The following is a 23,388-nucleotide window of genomic DNA, read 5'->3' as shown; positions in this document are numbered from 1 at the left end:
CACGGGCCGCCGCAGGAGGGGTGCGCTCAGTCGCCGCTGAAAGGCGCCGCCTTGGGCGGCTCCCCTTCGCCGATGGCGCTGCGCGTGCCCGCCGCCTGCTCCAGGATCCACTGCGCAAACTCCATCACCTCCGCGCGGGCCCGGCCTTGCCGGGACAGCATCAGCCAGTAGACCGTCGGCGCGCTCATGCGCCCCGTCTCTCCAAAGGGTTCAGCCAGCTCCCCGCGTTGCAGCGCCTCGGCCACCAGCGGCAACCGCGCCAGCGCTACCGCCTGGCCGGACACCGCCGCCTGCACCTGCTGGTAGGTGAAATTCAGATACATCCAGCGGCGCGGCTGCAGGTCCGGCAGTCCCCGCTCGGCCAGCCAGCGACGCCAGCTCAGGAACAGGCCGCTGGGGCGCTGGTCGTCCTCCTCCGCCAGGGTGTGGTGACGCAGGTCAGCGGCGGTGCTCAGGGGCGGCGCCTGGCCCGACGCGGCCTGACCGGCCATCCACGGGCTGACCACCGGCGTCAGCACTTCGCCGAAGAGCCGCTGCGCCGTCGGCGGCACGCCGCGCGGCGGGCAATAGCGCAGGGCGATGTCGATTTCGCTGTCTTCCAGGTCCACCAGTTGATCGTGGGCGGAGACGCGGATGTCCATGTCCGGATGGTCCCGCTGGAAGGCCTCCAGCCGGGGGATCAGCCACAGGGAGGCGAACGAGGCAAAGGTGGTCACGTTCACCACCCGGCGGCCGCGCGTCTGGCGCATCTGCCGCACCGTGCCGTCCAGCCGCTCCAGCAGCGGCGCCACCGTGCTTTGCAGCAATTGGCCGTCAGCGGTCAGCGCCACATGCCGGGTGCCGCGCTGGAAGAGCGTCGTGCCCAGTTCCTCTTCCAGCGCGCGGATTTGCCGGCTGACCGCGGACTGGGTCAGGAACAGCTCCTCCGCCGCCCCGCTGAAACTGAGCCGCCGGGCCACCGCTTCAAACGCACGCAGCGGGCCGATGCTCAGGGGACGGTGGCGGGGGGTATTCATGCGCAAATGCTATCAATCCGAAGCCCAACTCTCATTGGACCGCGCCCCGGGGCAACCCTAGGATGCCACCATGCCTTCGAGGATGAAGCCCAATCTGGCGGGCGTCGGGGGGCGATGGGAGTACATCATGTCTTTAACCAATTTGTCATCAATCCACCCGACCCGTCGGGATGGCGCCTGGGATTTGCAAGCCGGAGAAGCCATGCGGCTGCCGATCGGTCCTGGCCAGCGGGAACTGCGGGTGCTGGAAGGGCGCGTGTGGGTGACCCAGCGCGGCGCGCTGGACCTGCCGTCCGACGATTACTGGCTGGAAGCCGGGGATGCGTTGGACCTGCCGAACGGCGCCGAACTGGTGATCGAAGCCTGGCCGCAGGCGCGGTTTCAGCTGCTGGTGCCGCCGCAGGCGTGCGCCAGCCGCCGTGGCGCGAATTCGGTCAGCGGAGTTTCTGGCCTTTCGACGCGGATCTCGAACCGGCTGCTGACGTTGCTGCCGCGCCCGACGACGGCTTGAGTGCCACGGGCGATTTCTCGGCCGCTGGTGGCTTGGGCTTGGCTTTGGCCTTAGGCGTGGGCTTGGGCTTGGGTTTGGCATTGGCCGACCGCAGCGCTGCTTCCATCGACAGCCTCGCCCATGGCGCCATCAGCGCCGCCGACTCCAGCGCCTCTTCCGGCGGCTGGTAGTAGCCCAGCGACGCCGTGGTGACCGATCCATCCTTCGCCCGCCGGTCATAGCGGAACTCCGCGCAGCCGGCCGCTTCGAAGCGCGGCCGGGTCTGGTCGTCGGTCTTCAGATAGAGCTGGTCACCGGTGATGATGGCGACAAAGATGTCGTCGGCGTAGAGGCCGTGACCGCCGAACATGCGCTTGGCGCGGATCGGGCCCAGCACCGCCAGCAATTCCATGCAGTGCGCCACAAAGCCGTTGTCTGGACGAGTCGTTCCCATGGGGGCCCACTCTAGCGCGGCCCACGCTGGACGGCCACAATCAACGCAGCCGGGACCACGGGGTCCGGGACATCGGGAGCGGGATGGATTCTCAGGACACGACGCCGGACCATAAGCCGGACCACAAGCCGGGCCCCCAGCCGGATCAGACTCCAAGTGCCACACCAAGCGGCACACCGGAACAATCGCCACGCCAGTTGCAGGACGTGCCCCCGGACCCCGGCGCAGGCGCTTCCCCCGAGGCCCTGGCCGAGCGCCGAGCCCTGCGGGACCAACTGATCCAGGAACGCCTGGACCTGCCCGGCCGCCTGCATCTGTCGGAGCAACTGCAACGGGTGCTGCGGGTGTGGCTGGTGGCCCGCAAGGAGTCCCGCATCGCCGCCTATTGGCCGATCAAGGGGGAATTCGACCCCATGCCTGCGCTCTACCGCTGGAGCGAGGTGGATGCGCAGCGCCGCATCGGACTGCCGGTGGTGGACCGGGATGAGCAGCGGCTGCGTTTTCACATCTGGTACCCCGGCTGCCCGATGGAAGAAGACGGCACCGGCATCACCAAACCCAAGGACACCGAAGCCTTTGAACCGCAACTGCTGTTGCTGCCTTGCCTGGGGTATGGCCCGGGGGGCATCCGGCTGGGCTACGGCGGCGGCTTCATGAAGCGCACCATCGCGCGCATTGAACCGCGGCCGCTGGTGGTGGGCCTGGGCTACAGCCACGGCTTCCAGCCGGCGCTGTCCGCCCTTCCGAACGATGTCCGGCTGGATGCCATGCTGACCGACATGGGCCTGGTCTGGGAGAATCCTCGCGCATGACGCTCGCCACATCTCATTCCCTCTCCGGCGCCTCTGCCGCATCCGCCGTTCCCGTCGCCGCTGACGCTTCCAGCGTGACAGCCGCCGCCGGGTCCGCGTCCCGTTCCGCCTCCCTGTCGGCGCTGTACGCCGACCACCTCGCGGAGCAGCAGCGACGCAGCGAGCATGCGCTGCAGCGCGGCGGCTTTGATGCGCTGGTGATTGCGTCTGGCGTCGAGAAATTCGCTTTCCTGGATGACCGGCCCTACGTCTTCCAGCCCAATCCGCATTTCAAGCTGTGGGTGCCGCTGGTGCAGCATCCGGACAGCTGGCTGGTGATCCGCCCCGGCCACAAGCCGCGCCTCGTGTATTGCCAGCCCGAGGACTACTGGCATGTACCGCCCGCGGCGCCCAGCGGCTTCTGGGTGGAGCACTTCGAGCTGATCATCGTGCGCCGTGCCGAGGACGCGCTGCCGCACCTGCAGGTGCCGGGGCGCCTAGCGGTGATCGGAGAAGCCGATGCCGCCCTGGGCGAGCTGGTGCCCAACAATCCGCCGGCGGTGCTGAATGCGCTGCACTATGCCCGCGCCGTCAAGACGCCTTACGAACTGCTGCGCATGCGGGAGGCTTCGGTGCTGGGCGCCAAGGGGCACCTGGCGACCCAGCGTGCCTTCCGCGAGGGGGCCTCGGAAGCCGAGGTGCACCGCGCTTACCTGACCGCCGTCGGCATGGCCGAGCGAGATCTGCCGTACGGCAACATCGTCGCGCTCAATGAGCACTGCGCGGTGCTGCACTATCAGTACCAGGATGTGGTGGCGCCGGCACAGTCGCTGTCGCTGCTGGTGGATGCCGGGGCGCACAGCTGCGGGTATGCCTCGGACATCACCCGCACGACCGGCAATGGCGATGCGACCTTCCAGGCCTTGCTGGATGCGATGGAAGCGTCGCAGCTGCGGCTGGTGGACCGGGTGCGTGCGGGCACGGACTATCGTGACATCCACCTCGCGGCCCACGCGGAATGCGCGCATGTGCTGCGCGAGGTGGGCATCGTGAAGATGGACGAAGAGGCGATGCTGGCCCAGCGTGTCACCAGCACCTTCCTGCCGCATGGCATCGGCCATCTGCTGGGCCTGCAGGTGCATGACATCGGCGGCTTCATGAAGGATGAAGAGGGCGGCACGCTGCCGAAGCCGGAAGGCCACCCCTATCTGCGGCTGACGCGCGTGCTGCAGTCGGGCATGGTGGTGACCATCGAGCCGGGGCTGTATTTCATTCCGATGCTGCTGGAGAAACTGCGCGCCACGCCCGCGGCGGCCCAGGTGGATTGGGCGCTGGTGAAGCACCTCAGTGCCTTTGGCGGGGTGCGGATCGAAGACGATGTGGCGTGCCGCGCGGAAGGCGGGCCCGAGAACCTGACGCGGGATGCGTTTGAGCAGGTGAGCTGACGACAAGGCCGAGCGGGGAGGGGCTGTGCCCATCGGGCGGGCCCCGGTGGGCCCTTGGTGAAGTGGCCGTTGTCATGCCCGTTGTCATGCCTGTTCGTCCCTTACGGCTCAAGAGGGGGGAAGCGGCTCACTCCTTCGGCCGGCAGCTTGTGCATGCAGGCGATGAACAGCGGATGACCCAGCCAGCCGTCCAGCCAGGACGGGAGCGCCGGCAAGTCCAGCGTTGCGAACCAGGCTGGCGCCACGGCCGCGAACTGGCGGACGAATGGGAACAGCGCCAGGTCGGTCGCGCAGGGATCCGCGCCACCGAGAAACGGCGCGGTGCGAAGGCGCTCGTCCAGCGGCCGCAACAGCACATCAACGGCCCGGTCGCGGTGGGCGTCCGGCGTGACGGCGTCGCCCGGAAAGCGCTGCGGGTACTTCCAGCGGTCAAGGTGGTGTTTGAAGTCACCGTCGTTGCGCTGCAGCGCCTCCAGGTTGTCCGGGGATTGCGCCCGCGTCCACCAGCCCTGGGCATCCTCCGAAGATAGTGCCCAGCGCATGATGTCCCAGCTCTCCTCGATCACGCGGCCATCGGGCAACTGCAGCACCGGCACGGTCGCTTTGGGGGACAAGGCCAGCAGGCTGGCGGGCTTGTCGCGCAGGCTGACCTCCACCGCATCGAAGACGCAGCCGGCTTGCAGCAGCGCCATCCGTGCACGCATGGCGTAGGGGCAGCGGCGGAAGGTGTAGAGCAGCGGATTCGGGGTGTCCGCGTCGGGCCGTGGTGAGGGCGTTGCCAGGGACGGGGTCTGCATGGGCGGGATTTTGACAGGGGCTCCTCCAGCGCCGGACATGGCATGGCGCTGACCAAGCCTGGTCACGATCCAACTGCCAGAATGCAGGCATCGCCTTGTTTCACAAGCCCTGGCTCATGACCCAAAACACCGCCTACACCTGCCTGCTTGAAACGCCTTCGGTTCCAACGTATCAAGCCCTGCGTGTCGGCTCCGGCCTGAGTAGCAAGACCGACGAGGCGGCTGAGCGGGGACTCCCCAACACGCTGTTTGCGGTGCAGATCCTCCATGACTCGACGCCCGTCGGCATGGGGCGGGTGATCGGCGATGGCGGGTGCTTCTTTCAAGTCGTCGACATTGCTGTGCTCAAGGCGCATCAGGGCAAGGGGCTGGGCAAGCGCATCATGGGAGAGATCCTGAAGTACATCGAGGCGAATGTGCCCGCGAGCGGCTATGTCAGCCTGATCGCGGATGGACAGGCGCAGGACCTCTACGCGCAGTTCGGCTTCGTTCACACCGCGCCGCGTTCGGTGGGCATGGCCTACAGACGGCCCGGCTCGCAGGCAGAGGCGGGCGCATCCGTGCCTGAATCATCGCCGCGCCAGTCTGCCTGATCAGCGCACGCAGGGGATCCGCAACGGCTCCGAACGACGGCCCGGTGCGACGGCTCCGACCGACGAAAAAAATGGCGCCCCCCGCGAAGGAGGCGCCATTCCCATGGCCGCCGCGTTGCCCCATATCATCTATGTGCGTCGGCCATGAAACCGTTGCAGCAGTGCCTTCACTGGGTGAGGAACCACACTGCGGCGGACGACCGATGCATCAGAACCGGTAGCCCACCCCCACGCCGATCAGCAGCGGGTCCACCTTGAACTTGCCGACTTCCGTGCCGGCCGACGACACCTTCGTGCGGATCTGCACCTTCTTGATGTCGAAGTTCAGGGACCACTGCTTGTCCAGCATCACATCCACACCGGCCTGAGCGGCCAGGCCGAAGCTGTTGTGCTTGATGCTGGGCTCCAGGGCCGCCTGCACCGCGCTGTCAAAGCGCACGCTGGAGAAGTGCGTGTAGTTCAGGCCGGCGCCCACATACGGACGGACCTGACCGGCGGGGTTGAAGTGGTACTGCACCGTCAGGGTCGGCGGCAGATGCTTCAGCGTGCCGATCTGCGTGTCCCCCGAGTAGATGCGCTGCTTTTGCGGATAGGTCAGCACCAGTTCCGCAGCGATGTTGGGCGTGAAGAAGTAGGAAACATCAACATCCGGGAAGGTCTTGTTGTTGATGCTCAGGTCCAGCCCGGTCGAGTCCTTGTTGGCCGAATCCAGGTGCAGCGCACGCACGCGCACCAGCCAGGGGTTTTCCACCGACTGGGCCTGCGCCATCACCGGTGCGCACAGACCGACCACCGCAGCAGCGGCGGCCACCAGGGCCGAGGCCGCACCAGAAGACGCAGCAGAGGACACACGAGCGGCACGAGAGCGAAGGACGTTCATATCAGGTTTCTCCTAGGTAGCGAACAGGACGGATTGAACGCCTGCCGATCGGTAGAAACCTTGATGCCGCACAAGGTTTGGCCGCCAAAACCCTCACGGGCTTGCGGCCTTGTCAGATGTCAAAGCTCCGATGACAACTTGAGGCGCGAACACAACTCCAGCGTCAACGCCGACTGGTTGAGCGTGTAGAAGTGCAGCCCCGGCACGCCGCCGGCGATCAGCCGCTCGCACAGCCGGGTGACCACGTCCAGGCCGAAGGCGCGCACCGACGCGGCATCGTCCATGTAGCCTTCCATCTTCAGGGCCACCCAGCGCGGAATCTCGATGCCGTCGCGCTGCGCGAACTGCGCAATGCGGGCGTAGTTGTTGATCGGCATGATGCCCGGCACGATCGGCGCGTCCACCCCCAGCGCACGTGCCGCATCCACGAAATGGAAGTAGGCATCAGGGTTGTAGAAGAACTGCGTGATGGCGCCGCTGGCGCCGGCCTTCATCTTGTCGGCGAAGAACTGCAGGTCCCGGGCGGCGTAGCGCTGCTGCGGGTGATATTCGGGATAGGCCGCGACTTCGATGTCCCAGTCGGCGCCCTGCGTCTCGCGGATGAAGCGCACCAGCTCGGCGGCATAGCGGAACTCGCCGGCGGTAGCGGTGCCGCTGGGCAAGTCGCCGCGCAGGGCCACCACGCGGCGGATGTTCTGGGCGCGGTAGGTGGCCAGGATCTCGGCGATGTTCTCGCGGGTGGAGCCCACGCAGGACAGGTGCGGCGCCGCGTCGAAGCCCTGCCGGGCGATCTCGGCCACGGTGGCCAGCGTCTTCTCGCGCGTCGATCCACCAGCGCCGTAGGTGACGCTGAAATACTGCGGGTTCACCGCACGCAGTTCCTGCACCACGGTCTTGAGCTTCTCGCTGCCCACTGGCGTGTTGGGCGGGAAAAACTCGATGCTGACAGGTGTGCTCATGGGGTGGGTCCTTCCCTGTGCTGCAGGCCGGTCTTGCGGGCCCACAGGAAAAATTCTCGATTGCCGTCGCCGCCGGTGATGGGGCTGTCCATCCAGCCTTGCACCGACCAGCCCAGCGCCAGCGCGGCGTCGCGCGCCTGCTGCTCCAGCTGCGGATACAGCGTCACATCCTTGACCAGACCGCCCTTGCCGATGGCCTGAGGCCCCAGCTCGAACTGCGGCTTGACCAGCAGCAGCGCCTGACCGCCGACGGCCAGCCACGGATCCAGGTGGGGCAGGGCGCCGACCATGGAGATGAAACTCAGGTCGCCCACCACCAGATCGAAGCCGCCTTCCGGGGCCAGCGTGCGCAGAGGGCTCTCGGCCAGCGCGCGCACATGCGTGCCCTCCAGGGCAGCCACTCGCGGGTCGCTGCGCAGCGATGCATGCAGCTGGTCGTGGCCGACATCCAGCCCGACCACACGCGCCGCACCGGCCTTGAGCAGGCAGTCGGTGAAGCCGCCGGTGCTCTGCCCGACATCCAGCGCGGTCAGGCCGGTGACGTCCAGGCCTGCAACCCGCAGCGCTCCTTCCAGCTTGAGGCCACCGCGCGAGACATACCGCAGCTCCGCATCGTCGGTGATGCGCAGCTCGGCTTGTTCGGGCAGGGCCTCGCCGGCCTTCTTCAGCGGCACCCAGCCCTTGGGCGAATGCCAGGAAACGGCCCCCTGCTCGATCAGCCGCTGGGCGGCGGAGCGGGTGGGGGCAAGGCCGGTGGACACCAGCAACTGGTCAGCTCTCATCGAGGCGATGGGTGCAGTGAACGCGATGGACGCGATGAACGGGGATGGGCAGGGCAGTGACGCCGACGGCAGATGGCCGAGCGGCCTCCCAGGGCGGGAGGCCGCCGCGGTCATCAGTAGCGGTAGGTGTCAGGCTTGAACGGGCCTTGCTTGGGCACGCCGATGTAGGCGGCCTGCTCGTCCGTCAGCTCGGTCAGCTGTGCATTCAGCGTCTTGAGCTGCAGGCGCGCCACCTTCTCGTCCAGGTGCTTGGGCAGCACATAGACCTTGCCGATGTCGTAGGCGTCCTTGTGGGCGAACAGCTCGATCTGCGCAATGGTCTGGTTGGCGAAGCTGGACGACATCACATAGCTGGGGTGGCCGGTGCCGCAGCCCAGGTTGACCAGGCGACCCTTGGCCAGCAGGATGATGCGCTTGCCGTCCGGGAAGATCACATGGTCCACCTGCGGCTTGATCTCGTCCCACTCGTACTGCTCCAGCGACGCAACATCGATCTCATTGTCGAAGTGACCGATGTTGCAGACGATGGCGTTGTGCTTCATGGCGGCCATGTGCTCATGGCGGATGACGTTCTTGTTGCCGGTGGTGGTGACGAAGATGTCGGCCTTGTCGGCAGCCCATTCCATCGTGACCACGCGGTAGCCTTCCATGGCGGCCTGCAGGGCGCAGATCGGGTCGATCTCGGTCACCCACACCTGGGCGGACAGAGCGCGCAGGGCCTGGGCCGAGCCCTTGCCCACGTCGCCGTAGCCGGCCACCACGGCGATCTTGCCGGCCACCATCACGTCGGTGGCGCGCTTGATGCCGTCCACCAGCGATTCACGGCAACCGTAGAGGTTGTCGAACTTGCTCTTGGTGACCGAGTCGTTCACGTTGATGGCGCGGAACAGCAGCGAGCCCTTCGCGGCCATTTCCTTCAGGCGGTGCACACCGGTGGTGGTCTCTTCGGTCACGCCGATGATCTCGGCGCTCTTGCGGGTGTACCAGGTGCTGTCTTCGGCCAGCTTGCGCTTGATGGCGGCGAACAGCACGCGCTCTTCTTCGCTGCCCGGGTTGGCCAGCACCGACAGGTCCTTCTCGGCCTTCTGGCCCAGGTGCATCAGCAGCGTGGCATCGCCGCCGTCGTCCAGGATCATGTTGGGGCCTTCGCCGGCCGAGCCCTTGGGGCCGAAGTCGAAGATGCGGTGGGTGTAGTCCCAGTAGTCTTCCAGCGTCTCGCCCTTGTAGGCAAAGACCGGCGTGCCGCGGGCCACGAGGGCGGCGGCGGCATGGTCCTGGGTGGAGAAGATGTTGCACGACGCCCAGCGCACTTCGGCGCCCAGGGCTTGCAGGGTTTCAACCAGCACGCCGGTCTGGATGGTCATGTGCAGCGAGCCGGCAATGCGGGCGCCCTTGAGCGGCTGGCTGGAGGCGTATTCCTCGCGGATGGCCATCAGGGCCGGCATTTCGCTTTCGGCGATGCTGAGTTCCTTGCGGCCCCAGTCGGCGAGCGACAGGTCTTTGATCAGGTACTGGTCTTGTGCCAGCGGCTTGAGAACGGCGTTCATACGGGCTCCTGCGTGGGTTGAGCCGTTGACACCTGGGGCCGTGGGGACAACACACCCACCCGGCCGCCTGAAGAGGTCAACGGGTGAGCGCGGTTGCTGGGCTGTGAGGGGATACAACACAGCAGTTCCGAGCCTGGCCTCTGGCGGTGAGAGGTCGCAACGCTCCTCGGAACGAGCCAGATTCTAGACGCACAATCGCCGGCCATGAAGCCTCTGATGTCTTGTCCCCGTGAGGAATGGCGCGCTGTGGTGGGGGTGCTGACCGATATCGACGACACCCTGACCACCGGCGGGGGCCTGGGCGCGTCTGCGCGGCAGGCACTGGAGCGGCTGGCGGCGGCCGGGCTGCCGGTGATCGCCATCACCGGGCGGCCGGCGGGCTGGAGCGAGCCGATGGCCCGGGACTGGGCGGTCTGCGGCATCGTGGCGGAAAACGGCGGGGTGCTGCTGACGCGGCAACGGGTCAAAGGCGCTTCGCCTGAACCTTCCCCCGCCCCGCTGATCGTCGAGTTCAGCCAGGACGCCGACACCCGGGCGCGCAATGCCCTGCGGCTGAAGCAATGTGCCGATGAGATCCTGGCGCGGGTGCCGGGGGCGACGCTCGCGACCGACAGCGCGGGACGTCTCACGGACATCGCCATCGACCACAGCGAGCATGCGCATTTGCCGCCGCAGGCCATCGAGGCGGTCTGTGCGGTGATGCAGGCGCACGGGTTGCATGCAACGGTGAGCTCCATCCACATCAACGGGTGGATCGGCACGCACAGCAAGTGGACCGCCGCAGAGTGGGCCGTGCCGCGCCTCACGGGCATGGCCTTCGACCCGCGTCGGTGGCTGTATGTGGGGGACTCGAGCAACGACCAGCTGATGTTCGAGCGGATGCCGTTCACCGTGGCCGTGGCCAACATCGAGCGCTTCCTGCCGGTGCTGACGCATCTCCCCCGATACGTGACGCGCGCGGAGCGCGGCGAGGGGTTCGCCGAAGTGGTTCAGGCGATGCTGGAGGCCAGGGAGGCCAGTGAGGCCAGGGAGGTCACCGACACCGGCCCTTCATGCCAGGCATGAGGCAGACGCTGCGGGACGGCGCCTGATCGCTCAGGGCAACAGCGCCAATCCGCCCGCCAGGCTATACGCCTGGGAGTGGCCCAGCCGGCGCAGCGCCCGCGCGGCCTGAGCGCTGCGGTTGCCACTGCGGCAACAAAAGACCAGCGGCGTTTCTTCCGGCAGCGAGCGCCAGGCGTCGAGCTGGTTCAGCAGCAGGGACAGCGGCACCACCTCGACGTCCACTTCAGCCGCCACCGGCCAGCGGGCCGACAGCGGCCCCATCTGATGCTCATAGGCTTCGCGCACATCGATCAGGCGGGGACGAGCCGCGCCGGCGGTCTGGCGCAAGGCCAGCGCGGAAGCGACCAGGTCCTGGCTGATGTCCACGGAATCGGCAGCGCCGGCAGGGGCGGCCCGGGCACCGCAGGCGATGGTCTGATATTGCGTTGGCGGCAGGTCCCGCTCCAGCTCGGCCTTGGCCCTGGCAAATTCCGGCGGGGCCAGCCGGCCGCTCAGCACACCGTCCAGCAGCGGCTGGGCGTCGCATTCGATGGCGAGCGTCGTGGCGAAGCGGTTGTCGTAATCGTGTCCGGGCAGCAGCAGGGTGTCCCGGCCGACCACGTTCAGCAGCAGGTGCAGCGAGTCCGCATATGACAGCGGCGCACTCACCGGAAAATCACTGCGACCCAGTGCACCCGGCATGACGGTGTCACCGACGAAGGCGGCGCACAGTCCGCTCTCGTCGTCCAGCAGATACGCCGTGGAGTCGGCGGTGTGGCCCGGCACGGCCAGGCGTTTCAGGCGCATCGCGCCAAGCACGATCTCGTCGGCCGATTGCGGCCAACCCAGCGCGTCCAGGTCCTGCGCAGGCAGCATCCGGTCAGCAAGGCGTTCACGCAGCTGCGGTGCGGACGAGGCATGGTCCCCGTGCCCATGGGTGTCGAGCACCGCCGCGACGCGGGCATGGCGGCAGTCCAGCCATTGCGCCAGCGGGGCGGTGAGCTCAGGCAGCGGATCGATGATGACGCAGTGACCGGAGGCGGCGTCCCACACGGCGTAGCAGCAGGCGCCGTCCACGACCCAGCGGGTGATGCGTTCATGACTGGCGGCGGTTGTTGGGGCCTGCATCGAGGCGCCAGGGGCGTCGCCCGGTCGACACGACGACTGGAGCGCTTCTCCGCACGCCCGCAGCCGGTCGCAGGCTTCCCGCAGCATCTCGGGCGCATCGGCCGGTCCAAACGACAGACGCACCGCGGACGCCGTCTGTGCGTGCGGCAGGCCCATCGCCTGGAGCACGTAGCTGGGCTGTGCCTTGGCGGCGCCACAGGCGGAGCCGCCGCTGGCGCGGATGCCGGCGGCGTCGAACAGGTCCAGCAGGGTGCGGGCGCTCAGGCCGGGCACCGACAGGTTGAGGGTGGTGGGCAGGCTGATGTCGAACGGCGCATTGAAGATCACGCCGGGGAAGGCGTCTCGCAGGGCCTGGACCAGGCGGTCCCGGTGGCCCAGCAGCACCTGGGTCGATGCAAAGGTGCCGCCGGTTTCCAGCGCCTTGAGGACGGCGCCGAGGGCCGCGATGCCGGCCGTGTTTTCGGTGCCCGAGCGCGACGCACTTTCCTGCCCGCCGCCGGCCAGCAGCGGCGTGAAGGGGGCCCCGTCCCGCACGTACAGCATGCCAATGCCCTTGGGCGCGTACAGCTTGTGGCCGGAGAAGGGGGCGTAGTCGATGCGGCGGCGAATGAGGTGCAGGGGCAGCTTGCCCAGCGCCTGCACGCCATCAACGAGCCAGAGCAGGTCCCGGTCGCGAAGCAGCGCGGCGATGCCGTCGAGGTCGCTGATGACGCCGGTTTCGTTGTTGGCAGCCATGGTGCAGACCAGCCCGGTGCCGTCGAGATGCTCGCGCAGCCAGTTCAGGTCGTGCCGGCCGTCGCGGCCCACGGGAATGGCCTGGATGTCCAGACCCAGGCCCAGCACGCTGTTCCAGTGAGCCAGCGCTTCGGGGACCGCTTTGTGTTCGGTGGCTCCATACAGGACGCGCGTGGGCGGGGCGGACCGGATGCGATCGGGCGAGGGGGCGGTTGGGAACGAGGGCGGGTGGCGCCGTTGACGCAGATGCATCAGCGCGGAGAGCACGGCGGTCTGGATGCCTTCGGTGGCGCCGCTGGTGAAGAGCAGTCGGCCTGTGGGAGCGTCCAGCACGCGTCGTGCGGTGGCCCGCACCTCGTCCATCAGCGCCCGGACCTTGAGGCCGGCGCCATGGACGCTGCTGGGGTTGCCGAAGGTCTGCGCCATGACCGCCAGCGCGGCCTCTCGGGCCGGCTCGAGCACGGGGGTGGTGGCGTTGGCGTCCAGATAGATGTCCATCTGGCAGATTGTCGGAAGCCCGGGGCGGGAATGGCTTGCGATCCCGCTGTTCCCTACGAAGAAATATGCAAGAGCATTCCAGAAATCCAGCTAAGGGGGAAAGCTGATTTCCAATCGCGACCAGTGGATCCGGATGCGATCTGGGCCACCAGGGGAAACCTACCAAACGCGGGCGGCCGTTGGACTGCCCCCGACTGTGGCCCAATCCACCCTCAGCGCTGCATTCTGATTCCTCGTCCCATGTCGAAAACGAAACTGGATTCCATCGATCGCAAACTGCTGGACCTGCTGCAGGTGGATGCCGAACGGCAGGTGGCCGACCTGGCCGCCGATGTGGGCCTGTCGGCCACCCAGTGCTGGCGCCGGGTGCAGCGTTTGAAGGAGGCCGGCGTCATCACTCGCCAGGTGGCGCTGGTGGACCGCGCCAAGGTGAATGTGGCGGTCACCGTCTTCGTCGCGGTGCGGACCAACACCCACACGGAGCAGTGGTTCAACCGCTTCCGCGCCACGGTCGAGGCCATCCCCGAGGTGGTCGAGTTCTACCGGATGAGCGGCGATGTCGACTACCTGCTGCGCGTCGTCGTGCCCGACATCGCCGCCTACGACCAGGTCTACAAGCGCCTCATCGCCGGCACCCAGTTGTTTGACGTCTCCTCCAGCTTCGCGATGGAGGAGCTAAAGTTCACCACGGCACTGCCGCTGTCCTACCTCCCATGACGAGGGGCGCCGTGACGCAGGCACTCTCAGGCACTCAGGAACTCACGCCGCATCCCGCTGCGGTAGCACCGCTTCAGGCGCCTTCGCCGTCGAGCCCGAGCGCACCGGTGTAGACCCATTGAGCAGCCCCATCGACACCTCCGGATACCGCTGGCCCGACACCGGATGCCGCGCCAGCAGCGCCGCCAGGTCTTCCCGCAGGACATCGGAGAAGCGCAGTCGCGCGGCACGGGCGTTTTCATCCAGCCGCGCCAGACTGCGGGTGCCCGGAATCGGCACGATGTCCGGCCCGCGGTCCAGCAGCCAGCCCAGCGCCATTTGCGCAGCGGTCATGCCGTGATCGGCGGCCAGTGACGCCAGCGCATCGGCCAGTCCCAGGTTGGCCCGCAGATGCGCTGGCTGGAACCGCGGATTCATGCGGCGCCAGTCGTCCGCCGCCAATTGATCAGCGCTGCGGATGGCCCCGGTGAGGAACCCGCGACCCAGCGGGCTGTACGGCACCAGCGCAATGCCCAGTTCCCGGCAGGTGGGCAGGATCTCGTCTTCCACATCCCGCGTCCACAAGGAATATTCGGTCTGCACCGCCGTGATCGGATGCACCTTGTGGGCGCGGCGGATGGTGTCGGCGGAGGCCTCCGACAAGCCCAGGTGCCGCACCTTGCCCGAGCGCACCAGCTCGGACATGGCGCCCACCGTGTCCTCGATCGGCACCTGCGGGTCCACCCGGTGCAGGTAATACAGGTCGATGTGATTCACGCCCAGCCGTCGCAGGCTGGCATCGCAGGCGCGGTGCACATGGGCCGGACGGCCGTCCACGCCGACCGACAGCCCTTGCGCATTGCGCACGATGCCGAACTTGGTGGCCAGCACCACCTCGCGCCGCCGGTTGACCAGCAGCCCGGACAGCAGGCGCTCATTGGCGCCTTGGCCGTAAAGGTCGGAGGTGTCCAGGAAATTCATGCCCAGGTCCAGTGCCCGGTGCAACACGGCCAGCGAATGGCCATCGTCCGCGGGGCCGTAGTAGTCGGACATGCCCATGCAGCCCAGACCCAGGGCGGACACTTCGGGACCATGGGCGCCCAGCCGGCGGCGGGGCACTTGCGGCAGCTGGTTGAGAGGTTCGCGGGTGAAGACAGTCATGGCGGCACTCCTTGGTGGCAGGGGGGCAGGGGGGCAAGGGGGCAGCGGGCCGGGACGTCCGGCCTGGGCTGCGATGTCCGACAGCTTAGAAATCCGACCCCCCTCAGAACCAGCGCAAAGCTCGCCCGTAATTGCCCAATCCTCCAGACCGCTGTCCGACACCCTGTGCACGTGCGCGTTCTGTTTGCACAATTCGCAGCATGGTTGTTCCCACCTCCCTCCCCGTGGCCGACGAGCTCCAGGCTCTGCGCGCCCAGATGGTCGACCTGACGCTGCGCCATGTGGCCGGTGAAGGCTCCCACCAAAGCGCCGTGCCCTGCCTGCACCTGATCCGCGCCTGCACCACCACGCCCAAGGGCCCGGCGCTGTATGAGCCCGGCGTCGTGATCGTGCTGCAGGGACGCAAGAAAGTGGAGCTGGGCGACGAGACGCTGTTCTACGACCCGCTGCATTTCCTGCTGGTGTCGATGACCATGCTCCCGCGCGGCCAGGTGATCGATGCCACGCCGGACAAGCCCTATCTGTGCATCCGCGTCAGCTGCGACACCCAGACCCTGGCGGACCTGATGCTGGAGGTCGGTCCGATGAGTTCCGATGCCCAGCCGCAGGCCCAGAGCGCCCTGAACGTGGCCCCGGTGGATGCCTCGCTGCTGGGCGCCGCCCTGCGGATGATGCAGTTGCTGGACAGCCCGCAGGACCAGCGCGTGCTGGGCCCGCTGCTGCAGCGGGAAATCTTCTACCGGGTGCTGACCGGACCTCTGGGCCCCCGACTGCGGTCACTGGCGCAGCAGGACAGTGCCACCCGCCGGCTGTCTCGCGCCATCGATGAGCTGACCCGCCGTTTCAACGAGCCGCTGAGCATCGACCATCTGGCCGAGGTGGCGCATATGAGCCCCTCCACGCTGCACCAGCGCTTCAAGCAGCTGACCAGCTTCTCGCCGATGCAATACCAGAAGCAGTTGCGGCTGCAGCATGCCCGGCGCCTGATGCTGGCCGAGGGCCTGGATGCGGCCAGCGCGGCGCATCAGGTCGGTTATGAAAGCGCCTCGCAGTTCAGCCGCGAGTACCGGCGGCTGTTTGGCACCCCGCCCCGCGCGGACATCGAGCAGATCCTGCGCGCCAGCTGAGCGGCGCGCGTTGAACCGCAGCGCCGCCGGGGTCAGTCCTCCAGGCCGAGGAAGACCGACATGCGGTGCAACTCTTCGTCCAGCGCCCGGCGGAACACCGCATCCCGCGGGCGCGTGCCGACAAAGCCGAGCTCCGGCACCAGCCGCTCCTTCACCACCTTGAGATTGGCCCAGCCGATCATCTGGTCGCCCCACAGCATCGGCAGGGCGTAGTGGCCCATGGTGCGCCGTGCGGCCGGCGTGTAGGCCTCGAAGCGGTAGGCCCAGCCCCACAGGCGCTCGAACCGGCGACGGTCCCAGACCAGCGGGTCGAAGGGGGCCAGCAGGCGCACCCGCTCCAGGTCCACCCGGTGGCGGCGCGAGGTCGGCGATTCATCCGCGGGCCAGAACCAGCGCTCGCCGTCGATCTTTACATGCGCGTAGCGGGAGGCTGCCTCCTTGCAGGCGGCCCGGGTCTCCTCCCGCAGATGGAAGGCGCCGTAGTTCAGCAAGGTCGTGAGGTAACCCAGCGTGGCGGACGGCAGCGGCGCATACAGCGACACGACCAGATCCAGCAGCGCATGGGCCCTGGCACGCCGGGCATCAGGACTGTCGTCTTGCGGCGGGTGCTCGACCGCTGCATACACCCGCGTGCCGGCGTCGCGCCGCACCACCCGCAGCAGGCCGCGGTAATGCAAGCCGTCGAGCAACTGGGTGCTGGCGTTGAGCTCACCGCCCCAGTAGCCGGCCACGCGGCCATGGTGGCTGAAGGCATTGAGCACGTCCGCGGGATGGGCGTGTTTTTTCTCGCGCACGAAGGCCAGCACTTCGGCGGCGCGCGCATGCGTCTCTGCGTCCCACGGCCGCTTGGCGGTGCGGGGATGCATCAGCGGCAGATGCTCGCGCGGCAGGAAGCCGTAGTTGACCAGGCAGTCCTCTTCCAGCGGCAGCCGGGCGTAGCGGCGCTCCAGATCTCCGGCGCGGTAGTCCTGCACCCGCTGCATCAGGATCAGGTCTTGCGCTCGGGCCGGCGCCCGCATCGGGTCGGCCTGCACGAAGCCGAGGCGGCGGATGGCCTTGAGCAAGGTGGTGGGCGGGAAGAGCGTGCGGGCAATGGCATGCCGGCGCAGGGCATCGTGGTCGATCACAGGCATCGGAGCGGCGATGAGGCTGGGAGGCAGCCTGCACGATACGTCGGGCTGATGCTGGATTCTGGCAGCAGCGCGCGGGCCCGAGCGGGTCACCGGCGCGCAAGGGTGCGCGGAGGGTGCGCCGAGGGGGCCGGGGAACGCGGAGGATGAGCCGAGGGGTTGCGTGTGTGGCGCTGATCAGGGCCGGCGGCCGCCGTCCAGCGTCCCGAAGGCCGACTTCTGCTCTTGCGTGTCCATCTGCATCTCGAAGCTGAAGAAGCGGTTGCGGCCGGTGGATTTGGCGTTGTACAGCGCTTCATCGGCCCGCATGATCAGGCCTTCCACGCTGGTGCTTTCATCCGGCACACAGGTGGTGATGCCCCCGGACAGGGTGATGCTGGGGCCGGTCGGCGAGTCCGGATGCGGAATCGCCGACAGCTCGATGGTGCGCATCAGCGCCCGGGCATAGGTCATCGCGCCCGAGCGCGGCGTGTTGGGCAGGATCAGCGCGAATTCCTCGCCGCCATACCGTCCGGCGCAGTCGGCGGGACGGCGGCAGGTTTCCTTGAGCAGCTGGGCGACCCGGCGCAGGCAGGCGTCTCCGGCCACATGGCCGGCGGCGTCGTTGTAGCGCTTGAAATGGTCCACGTCGCACAGCACCAGGGTCAGCGGCTTGTTCTCGCGACGCGCCAGGTCCAGTTCCTGCTGCAGCCGGGCATCCAGCGCGCGGCGGTTCATCAGGCCGGTGAGGGCGTCCACGCTGGAGAGTTCCTCCAGCTGCGCATTGGCCGCACGCAGTTCCTCGGACATCGTCACCAGGCGGTGCCGCATCTGGGCCAGCCGCTGCATCGCACGCAGCTTGGCATGCAGGATCATCGGCGACACGGGCTTGACCAGATAGTCGTCCCCGCCGGACTCGATGCCCTTCCAGATGTCCAGGTCCTGCTTGAATTGGGAGAGGAAGATGATGGGCGTCCAGCCACCCGGTTCCGCGGCGCGCATCTCGCGGGCGGTCCAGTAGCCGTCATGGCCCGGCATTTCGACGTCCATGAGCACCACGTCGGGACGGTAGCGGCGGAACAGCTCCAGGCCCCACTCCGCACTGTCCGCTTCCAGCACGCGATGCCCCACCCGATCCAGTTCCGCCGTCAGGGCCACGCGGGTGGCGTTCTGGTCATCGACGATGAGGATGGTCAGCGGAGTCGGTGCAGCATGCATGCCCCTGATTTTGCCCACGCCCCAATGAAAAGGGCCGCGAGAAGCGGCCCTGGATGAGGGGTATTTGGGCTTTTCAGATGCGCACTACGCCCGGATTCTCATGCGGGATGCAGAGACCGTGACATGTTGCTCAGCTGCCCGGGCCCGAGGGTCCGATCAAAGTCCGGCAGCGGCGCGCAGGCCTTGGGCGCGGTCGGTGCGCTCCCAGCTGAACTCGGGCTCTTCACGGCCGAAGTGGCCATAGGCCGCGGTCTTGCCGTAGATGGGGCGCAGCAGGTCCAGCATCTGGATGATGCCCTTGGGGCGCAGGTCGAAGTGCTCGTTGACCAGCGCGGCGATCTGCTCGTCGGGGATGACGCCGGTGCCTTCGGTGTAGACCGTCACGTTCATCGGACGGGCCACGCCGATGGCGTAGGCCACCTGGATCTGGCACTGACGTGCCAGGCCCGCCGCCACGATGTTCTTGGCGACATACCGGGCGGCGTAGGCGGCCGAGCGGTCCACCTTCGTCGGGTCCTTGCCGGAGAACGCGCCACCGCCGTGCGGGCATGCGCCGCCGTAGGTGTCCACGATGATCTTGCGACCGGTCAGGCCGCAGTCACCCTGCGGGCCGCCGATGACGAAGCGGCCTGTCGGGTTGACCAGGTACTTGGTGTCCTGCAGCCATTCCTTGGGCAGCACCGGCTTGATGATTTCCTCGATGACGGCCTCGTAGAACTCCGGCTTCATCTTGTCGCCCAGCGACATCTCGGGGGCATGCTGGGTGGACAGCACCACGGTGTCGATGCTGTGCGGCTTGCCGTCCACATAGCGCATCGTCACCTGGCTCTTGGCGTCCGGACGCAGGAAGGGCAGGCGGCCGTCCTTGCGCAGTTGGGCCTGGCGCTCCACCAGACGGTGCGCGTAGTAGATGGGCGCGGGCATGAGCTCCGGCGTCTCGTCGCAGGCATAACCGAACATCAGGCCCTGGTCGCCGGCGCCGGTGTTGAGATGGTCGTCCGAGGCCTGGTCCACGCCCTGGGCGATGTCGTTGCTCTGCTTGTCGTAGGCCACGAGCACCGCGCAGCCCTTGTAGTCGATGCCGTATTCGGTGTTGTCGTAGCCGATGCGCTTGATGGTGTCCCGGGCGACCTGGATGTAGTCCACATGCGCATTGGTCGTGATCTCGCCGGCCAGCACCACAAGGCCGGTGTTGCACAGGGTCTCGGCGGCCACGCGGGAACGGGGGTCCTGGGCCAGGATGGCATCCAGGATGGCATCGGAGATCTGGTCGGCCACTTTGTCCGGATGGCCTTCAGACACGGATTCCGAAGTGAAGAGGAAATCGCTCGCCAATTTAAACTCCTGTTTTTCAGTCTACGGGCGTTGCCGTGCTGGGAGTCAGGCGGCGAACGCTTTAGCGGCATTTTTGAGTCGCCCCGCAAGTTGTCCAAGTTAACTCGGCGACGGGCGCATTATAGAAAAAAGGCAGCCCTGTGCTGCCCAATGGAATTGGCACGGATGGGAAAACTGGCGACTTATGCATTGATCGGGCTGCTGTGGCTGCTGCACTGGCTGCCCTTGCGCTGGGTGGCGGCGCTGGGCTGGGGCCTGGGCGGGCTGCTCCACCGGCTGGCCGGCTCGCGTCGCCGGGTCGCTCTGCGCAATGTGGAGCTGTGCTTCCCACAGATGCCGCAGGCCGAGCGCCAGGCGCTGGTGCGGGAGCATTTCGGCTGGCTGGGTCGCAGCCTGCTGGAGCGGGGGTTTCTTTGGTATTCGTCCCCGGCGCGGCTGCAGCGGATGATGAAGGTGGAAGGCAACATCCGCCTGTCCGAGCAGGTGGACCGGCCGGTGATGTGGCTGATGCCGCACTTCGTGGGCCTGGACTGGGTGGGCCCGGCCATCATGCTCAACCAGTCCAAGCCGGGCTCGAGCATCTATCAGCGCCAGAGCAACCCGACCTTCGATGTGGCGCTGCGCCGCGCGCGGTCCCGCTTTGGCACGACCAAGCTGGCGGACCGGCATGAGGGCGTGCGCAGCATCCTGCGCCATATCCGCGACGGCTACGGCTTCCTGAACCTGCCGGACATGGACTTCGGCCCCAAGGACTCTGCCTTCGTGCCCTTCTTCGGTGTGCCGGCCAACACACTGCTGGCCCCGGCCAAGATTGCCCAGACCATGAAGATGGTGGTGCAGCCGGTGGTGGTCACCATGCTGCCCAAGGGACAAGGCATCCGGGTCACCGCTTATGACGCGCTGGAAAACTATCCCAGCGGCGACCTGGAAGCCGATGCGCGGCGCTTCAATGAATGGCTGGAGGCGCGGATTCTGGAGAATCCGGCCCAGTATTTCTGGGTCCACAAGCGCTTCAAGACCCGGCCGCCGGGGGAGCCGTCGCTTTATCAGCGCTGAGCAGGCCTGTCAGGCCCCGGCGCGTCACGGACCACGGTGATAATCCCCTCATGAAACTGCGCTTCACCAAGATGCATGGGGCTGGCAACGACTTCGTCGTGCTGGACGCCACGCAGCATCCGATGCAGCTCACCCATGAGCAGCTGCGCCATGTGGCGGACCGCCGCTTTGGCGTGGGCTGCGACCAGATCCTGGTCATCGAGTCTTCCCGCACGCCGGGCGTGGACTTCGGCTACCGCATCTTCAATGCCGACGGCTCCGAGGTGGAGCACTGCGGCAATGGTTCCCGCTGCTTCGTCCGCTACGTGGTGGACAAGGGCCTGACCGACAAGCGCACGGTGCGCGTGCAGACCGTCAACAAGATCCTGGAACTGCGTCTGCGCGAGGACGGCCGGGTGACGGTGGACATGGGCGCGCCGATCTTCGACCTGCCCCAGGTGCCCTTCCAGCCCGAAGGCCTCACCCCGCGCGCGCTCAACGGCTTCGACCTGTGGCCGCTGGCGCTGGGCGACGGCATGGCCTGCGAGGTGGCCGTCTTGTCGATGGGCAACCCCCACGCCGTGCAGCGGGTGGAAGACGTGGACCACGCCCCAGTCGGCCTGATCGGCCCGCAGGTGGAAGGCCATGAACGATTCCCCCGCCGGGTCAACGCCGGCTTCCTGCAGATCGTCAGCCGCAGCGAAGTGAAGCTGCGGGTGTTCGAGCGCGGCAGCGGCGAGACCCTGGCCTGCGGCACCGGCGCCTGTGCGGCGGTGGTGGCCGGCATCCGCCTGGGCTGGCTGGACGAAGCCGTGGAAGTCCACACCCACGGCGGCGACCTGCGCATCGAATGGGCCGGCCTCACTCAGGGGCTGGAGGCGTCGGTCTTCATGACCGGACCGGCGCAGACCGTGTTTGAAGGAGAAATCGAACTGTGAGCGGCATCGAAGGCATTACCGAACAAGACATCGCCGACTACCTGGCGAGAGACCCCGGCTTCTTCGAGCGTCATGCCGAGCTGCTGGCCACTGTGCGCATCTCCCATCCGCACGGCCAGCGTGCCGTGTCGCTGCAGGAGCGGCAGGCGGAACTGCTGCGCGACAAGATCCGCGGCCTGGAACACAAGATCGTCGAGATGATCCGCAACGGCCAGGAGAACGTGGCCATCGCCGACCGCCTGCACCGCTGGACGCTGGCGTTGATGCTCACCCGTGAGGACGGCCAGTTGCCCGAAGTGCTGCTGCGCGAGCTGCGTCATCAGTTCCTCATTCCCCAGGCCAACCTGCGCCTGTGGAACGTGAATGCCGGGCATGCGCTGGCGCCCTTTGCGTCGGAGGTCAGCAGCGATGTGAAGACCTTCGTCAGCAGCCTGAACCAGCCGTACTGCGGCATCAACTCCGGTTTCGAAGCCGCGCGCTGGCTGGAAGAGGATGTGGCTTCGCTGGCCCTGGTGCCGTTGATGGCCGGAACGCCCTCGCAGCCTTTCGGCCTGCTGGTGCTGGGCTCGCCCGACCCGACCCGCTACACGGCCGAGATGGGCACCGAGTTTCTGACGCGCGTGGGCGAAATCGCCAGCGCCGCGCTGTCGCGCCTGCTGACCGCGGACCCGCATGCAGCCGCCCAAGCTGACTGACGAGCAGCAGCGCTACCTGGACCACCTGCGTGTGCAGCGCCGTCTGGCGGAGCGCACGCTCACGCTCTATACCGAGGCGCTGGAGCGCCTGAATGCGCTGGCCGCCAAAGCGGACGTGCCGCTGCTGCGGCTGACGGCGCATCAGGCCCGGCGCTTCCTGGCCCAGCTGCATCAGGGCGACCTGGCGCCGCGCACCTTGGCGCTGATCCTGTCCGCCTGGCGCGGCTGGTATCGGTGGCTGGGCCACAACGGCCTGATCGCCGCCAATCCCATCGTCGACCTGCGGCCGCCCAAGGTAGGGCGACCGCTGCCCAAGGCGCTGGCGGTGGACGATGCGGTGCGCCTGGCCGATTACGCAGAACCGAATGCCGACCCGGTCGGCGAGGCGCTGGACCGCTGCCTGGTGGAGCTGCTGTATGGCGGCGGGGTGCGGGTGTCGGAGCTGGTGGGCCTGGACCTGCGTTATTTCCCGACCTCGCTGGGCTGGATCGAACCGGACACCCAGGAGGCCCACGTGCTGGGCAAAGGGTCCAAACGCCGTGCCGTGCCGCTGGGCGGGCCGGCGCTCAAGGCCTTGCAGGACTGGCTGGCCGTTCGCGGCCAGTGGGCCCAGGACGGCGAGACCGCCTTGCTGGTGAACAAGCGGGGGCGCCGCATCACCGCGCATCAGGTCCGCGCACGGCTCAAGGAACGGGCCCTGCATGCCGGCATGCCGACGCATGTCCACCCGCACATGCTGCGCCACTCATTTGCCTCGCACCTGCTGCAGTCCAGCGGTGACCTGCGAGGGGTCCAGGAACTGCTGGGCCACGCCAACATCAGCACCACGCAGGTCTACACCCGCCTGGACTTCCAGCACCTCGCCAAGGTCTATGACGCCGCGCATCCGCGCGCCAAGAAGAAATAAGCGACTGT

General features: G+C 67.5%; 23 protein-coding genes and 1 riboswitch. Of the genes, 11 read left to right on the top strand and 12 right to left on the bottom strand.

Annotation, left to right across the window (positions count from 1 at the left end):
• Window positions 1-26: 26 nt before the first annotated feature.
• The gene (locus DES44_RS16495) at window positions 27-1,016 is read right to left on the bottom strand and encodes a LysR family transcriptional regulator (RefSeq protein ID WP_058933671.1); all 990 of its coding nucleotides are present in this window, start codon (window positions 1,014-1,016) and stop codon (window positions 27-29) included.
• Window positions 1,017-1,098: 82 nt separating this feature from the next.
• Here DES44_RS16495 and DES44_RS16490 point away from each other — a divergent pair, with 82 nt between their 5' ends.
• Window positions 1,099-1,527 carry a DUF2917 domain-containing protein gene (locus DES44_RS16490; protein WP_170156686.1) on the top strand — a complete coding sequence of 143 codons (429 nt, stop codon included), beginning with the start codon at window positions 1,099-1,101 and terminating at the stop codon, window positions 1,525-1,527.
• Here the strand turns inward: DES44_RS16490 and DES44_RS16485 are convergent.
• Window positions 1,451-1,960 (bottom strand): TfoX/Sxy family protein, encoded by a 510-nt coding sequence (locus DES44_RS16485; protein ID WP_083525283.1) that lies wholly within the window; start codon window positions 1,958-1,960, stop codon window positions 1,451-1,453. The two genes, DES44_RS16490 and DES44_RS16485, sit on opposite strands and share 77 nt — an antisense overlap.
• A 245-nt stretch (window positions 1,961-2,205) precedes the next feature.
• Between DES44_RS16485 and DES44_RS16480 the strand changes: the two genes are divergently transcribed.
• Window positions 2,206-2,772 carry a 5-formyltetrahydrofolate cyclo-ligase gene (locus tag DES44_RS16480; protein ID WP_058937157.1) on the top strand — a complete coding sequence of 189 codons (567 nt, stop codon included), beginning with the start codon at window positions 2,206-2,208 and terminating at the stop codon, window positions 2,770-2,772.
• Window positions 2,769-4,196: a Xaa-Pro dipeptidase gene (gene pepQ, locus DES44_RS16475; RefSeq protein WP_083525285.1), complete on the top strand. Its 1,428-nt coding sequence runs from the start codon at window positions 2,769-2,771 to the stop codon at window positions 4,194-4,196. The genes DES44_RS16480 and pepQ overlap by 4 nt, the downstream gene beginning before the upstream one ends.
• A 101-nt stretch (window positions 4,197-4,297) precedes the next feature.
• On the opposite strand, the gene DES44_RS16470 is transcribed toward pepQ, so the two are convergent.
• Window positions 4,298-4,993: a glutathione S-transferase gene (locus tag DES44_RS16470; RefSeq protein ID WP_058933673.1), complete on the bottom strand. Its 696-nt coding sequence runs from the start codon at window positions 4,991-4,993 to the stop codon at window positions 4,298-4,300.
• A 116-nt stretch (window positions 4,994-5,109) separates the two neighbouring features.
• Between DES44_RS16470 and DES44_RS16465 the strand changes: the two genes are divergently transcribed.
• Complete coding sequence (locus DES44_RS16465; RefSeq protein WP_058937159.1) at window positions 5,110-5,586, top strand: GNAT family N-acetyltransferase; 477 nt, start codon at window positions 5,110-5,112, stop codon at window positions 5,584-5,586.
• A 208-nt stretch (window positions 5,587-5,794) separates the two neighbouring features.
• Here the strand turns inward: DES44_RS16465 and DES44_RS16460 are convergent, their stop codons facing one another.
• The 4 genes from DES44_RS16460 to ahcY all read right to left on the bottom strand — a co-directional run bounded on the left by DES44_RS16460 (window position 5,795) and on the right by ahcY (window position 9,754).
• Window positions 5,795-6,466 carry an OmpW/AlkL family protein gene (locus DES44_RS16460; protein WP_083525286.1) on the bottom strand — a complete coding sequence of 224 codons (672 nt, stop codon included), beginning with the start codon at window positions 6,464-6,466 and terminating at the stop codon, window positions 5,795-5,797.
• 119 nt (window positions 6,467-6,585) lie between these two features.
• Complete coding sequence (metF, locus tag DES44_RS16455) at window positions 6,586-7,425, bottom strand: methylenetetrahydrofolate reductase [NAD(P)H] (protein WP_058933674.1); 840 nt, start codon at window positions 7,423-7,425, stop codon at window positions 6,586-6,588.
• Window positions 7,422-8,207: a TlyA family RNA methyltransferase gene (locus tag DES44_RS16450; protein WP_058933675.1), complete on the bottom strand. Its 786-nt coding sequence runs from the start codon at window positions 8,205-8,207 to the stop codon at window positions 7,422-7,424. The genes metF and DES44_RS16450 overlap by 4 nt, the downstream gene beginning before the upstream one ends.
• A 113-nt stretch (window positions 8,208-8,320) precedes the next feature.
• Window positions 8,321-9,754 carry an adenosylhomocysteinase gene (gene ahcY / locus DES44_RS16445; protein WP_058933676.1) on the bottom strand — a complete coding sequence of 478 codons (1,434 nt, stop codon included), beginning with the start codon at window positions 9,752-9,754 and terminating at the stop codon, window positions 8,321-8,323.
• A 78-nt stretch (window positions 9,755-9,832) separates the two neighbouring features.
• A riboswitch (S-adenosyl-L-homocysteine riboswitch) is annotated at window positions 9,833-9,928 on the bottom strand.
• 42 nt (window positions 9,929-9,970) lie between these two features.
• On the opposite strand from ahcY, the gene DES44_RS16440 reads away from it, so the two are divergent.
• On the top strand, window positions 9,971-10,819 hold the full coding sequence (locus tag DES44_RS16440; RefSeq protein WP_233441655.1) for an HAD-IIB family hydrolase: 849 nt from the start codon (window positions 9,971-9,973) through the stop codon (window positions 10,817-10,819).
• A 30-nt stretch (window positions 10,820-10,849) separates the two neighbouring features.
• Here the strand turns inward: DES44_RS16440 and DES44_RS16435 are convergent, their stop codons facing one another.
• A complete protein-coding gene (locus DES44_RS16435; protein ID WP_058933678.1) occupies window positions 10,850-13,159 on the bottom strand; it encodes an aminotransferase class V-fold PLP-dependent enzyme in 2,310 nt (769 codons plus the stop codon).
• Window positions 13,160-13,399: 240 nt separating this feature from the next.
• On the opposite strand from DES44_RS16435, the gene DES44_RS16430 reads away from it, so the two are divergent.
• Window positions 13,400-13,876 carry an Lrp/AsnC family transcriptional regulator gene (locus DES44_RS16430; protein WP_116001670.1) on the top strand — a complete coding sequence of 159 codons (477 nt, stop codon included), beginning with the start codon at window positions 13,400-13,402 and terminating at the stop codon, window positions 13,874-13,876.
• 42 nt (window positions 13,877-13,918) lie between these two features.
• On the opposite strand, the gene DES44_RS16425 is transcribed toward DES44_RS16430, so the two are convergent.
• The gene (locus DES44_RS16425) at window positions 13,919-15,016 is read right to left on the bottom strand and encodes an aldo/keto reductase (protein ID WP_083525287.1); all 1,098 of its coding nucleotides are present in this window, start codon (window positions 15,014-15,016) and stop codon (window positions 13,919-13,921) included.
• A gap of 200 nt (window positions 15,017-15,216) precedes the next feature.
• Between DES44_RS16425 and DES44_RS16420 the strand changes: the two genes are divergently transcribed.
• The gene (locus tag DES44_RS16420) at window positions 15,217-16,143 is read left to right on the top strand and encodes an AraC family transcriptional regulator (RefSeq protein WP_058933679.1); all 927 of its coding nucleotides are present in this window, start codon (window positions 15,217-15,219) and stop codon (window positions 16,141-16,143) included.
• A gap of 32 nt (window positions 16,144-16,175) precedes the next feature.
• Here DES44_RS16420 and DES44_RS16415 read toward each other — a convergent pair whose 3' ends face one another.
• The 3 genes from DES44_RS16415 to metK form a co-directional block, all read right to left on the bottom strand.
• Entirely contained in the window at window positions 16,176-17,276 is a 1,101-nt protein-coding gene (locus DES44_RS16415; RefSeq protein WP_058933680.1) for a DNA glycosylase AlkZ-like family protein, read from the bottom strand.
• A gap of 174 nt (window positions 17,277-17,450) precedes the next feature.
• Window positions 17,451-18,470, bottom strand: coding sequence for a GGDEF domain-containing response regulator (locus DES44_RS16410; protein ID WP_058933681.1), 1,020 nt, complete (start codon window positions 18,468-18,470; stop codon window positions 17,451-17,453).
• Between the two features lie 156 nt (window positions 18,471-18,626).
• Window positions 18,627-19,805: a methionine adenosyltransferase gene (gene metK, locus DES44_RS16405; RefSeq protein ID WP_058933682.1), complete on the bottom strand. Its 1,179-nt coding sequence runs from the start codon at window positions 19,803-19,805 to the stop codon at window positions 18,627-18,629.
• Window positions 19,806-19,970: 165 nt separating this feature from the next.
• Here metK and DES44_RS16400 point away from each other — a divergent pair, with 165 nt between their 5' ends.
• The 4 genes from DES44_RS16400 to DES44_RS16385 are packed head-to-tail and all read left to right on the top strand — an operon-like array spanning window position 19,971 to window position 23,380.
• Window positions 19,971-20,861: an LpxL/LpxP family acyltransferase gene (locus DES44_RS16400; protein WP_058933683.1), complete on the top strand. Its 891-nt coding sequence runs from the start codon at window positions 19,971-19,973 to the stop codon at window positions 20,859-20,861.
• A gap of 50 nt (window positions 20,862-20,911) precedes the next feature.
• On the top strand, window positions 20,912-21,778 hold the full coding sequence (gene dapF, locus DES44_RS16395) for a diaminopimelate epimerase (protein WP_058933684.1): 867 nt from the start codon (window positions 20,912-20,914) through the stop codon (window positions 21,776-21,778).
• Window positions 21,775-22,473 carry a DUF484 family protein gene (locus DES44_RS16390; RefSeq protein WP_058937162.1) on the top strand — a complete coding sequence of 233 codons (699 nt, stop codon included), beginning with the start codon at window positions 21,775-21,777 and terminating at the stop codon, window positions 22,471-22,473. The genes dapF and DES44_RS16390 overlap by 4 nt, the downstream gene beginning before the upstream one ends.
• Window positions 22,451-23,380, top strand: coding sequence for a tyrosine recombinase XerC (locus DES44_RS16385; protein ID WP_058933685.1), 930 nt, complete (start codon window positions 22,451-22,453; stop codon window positions 23,378-23,380). The genes DES44_RS16390 and DES44_RS16385 overlap by 23 nt, the downstream gene beginning before the upstream one ends.
• The last annotated feature ends 8 nt before the right edge of the window (window positions 23,381-23,388 follow it).

The organism is Roseateles depolymerans (assembly GCF_003387155.1).
Lineage (GTDB): Bacteria > Pseudomonadota > Gammaproteobacteria > Burkholderiales > Burkholderiaceae_C > Roseateles > Roseateles depolymerans.
This window is presented reverse-complemented; position numbering and strand designations above follow the sequence as displayed.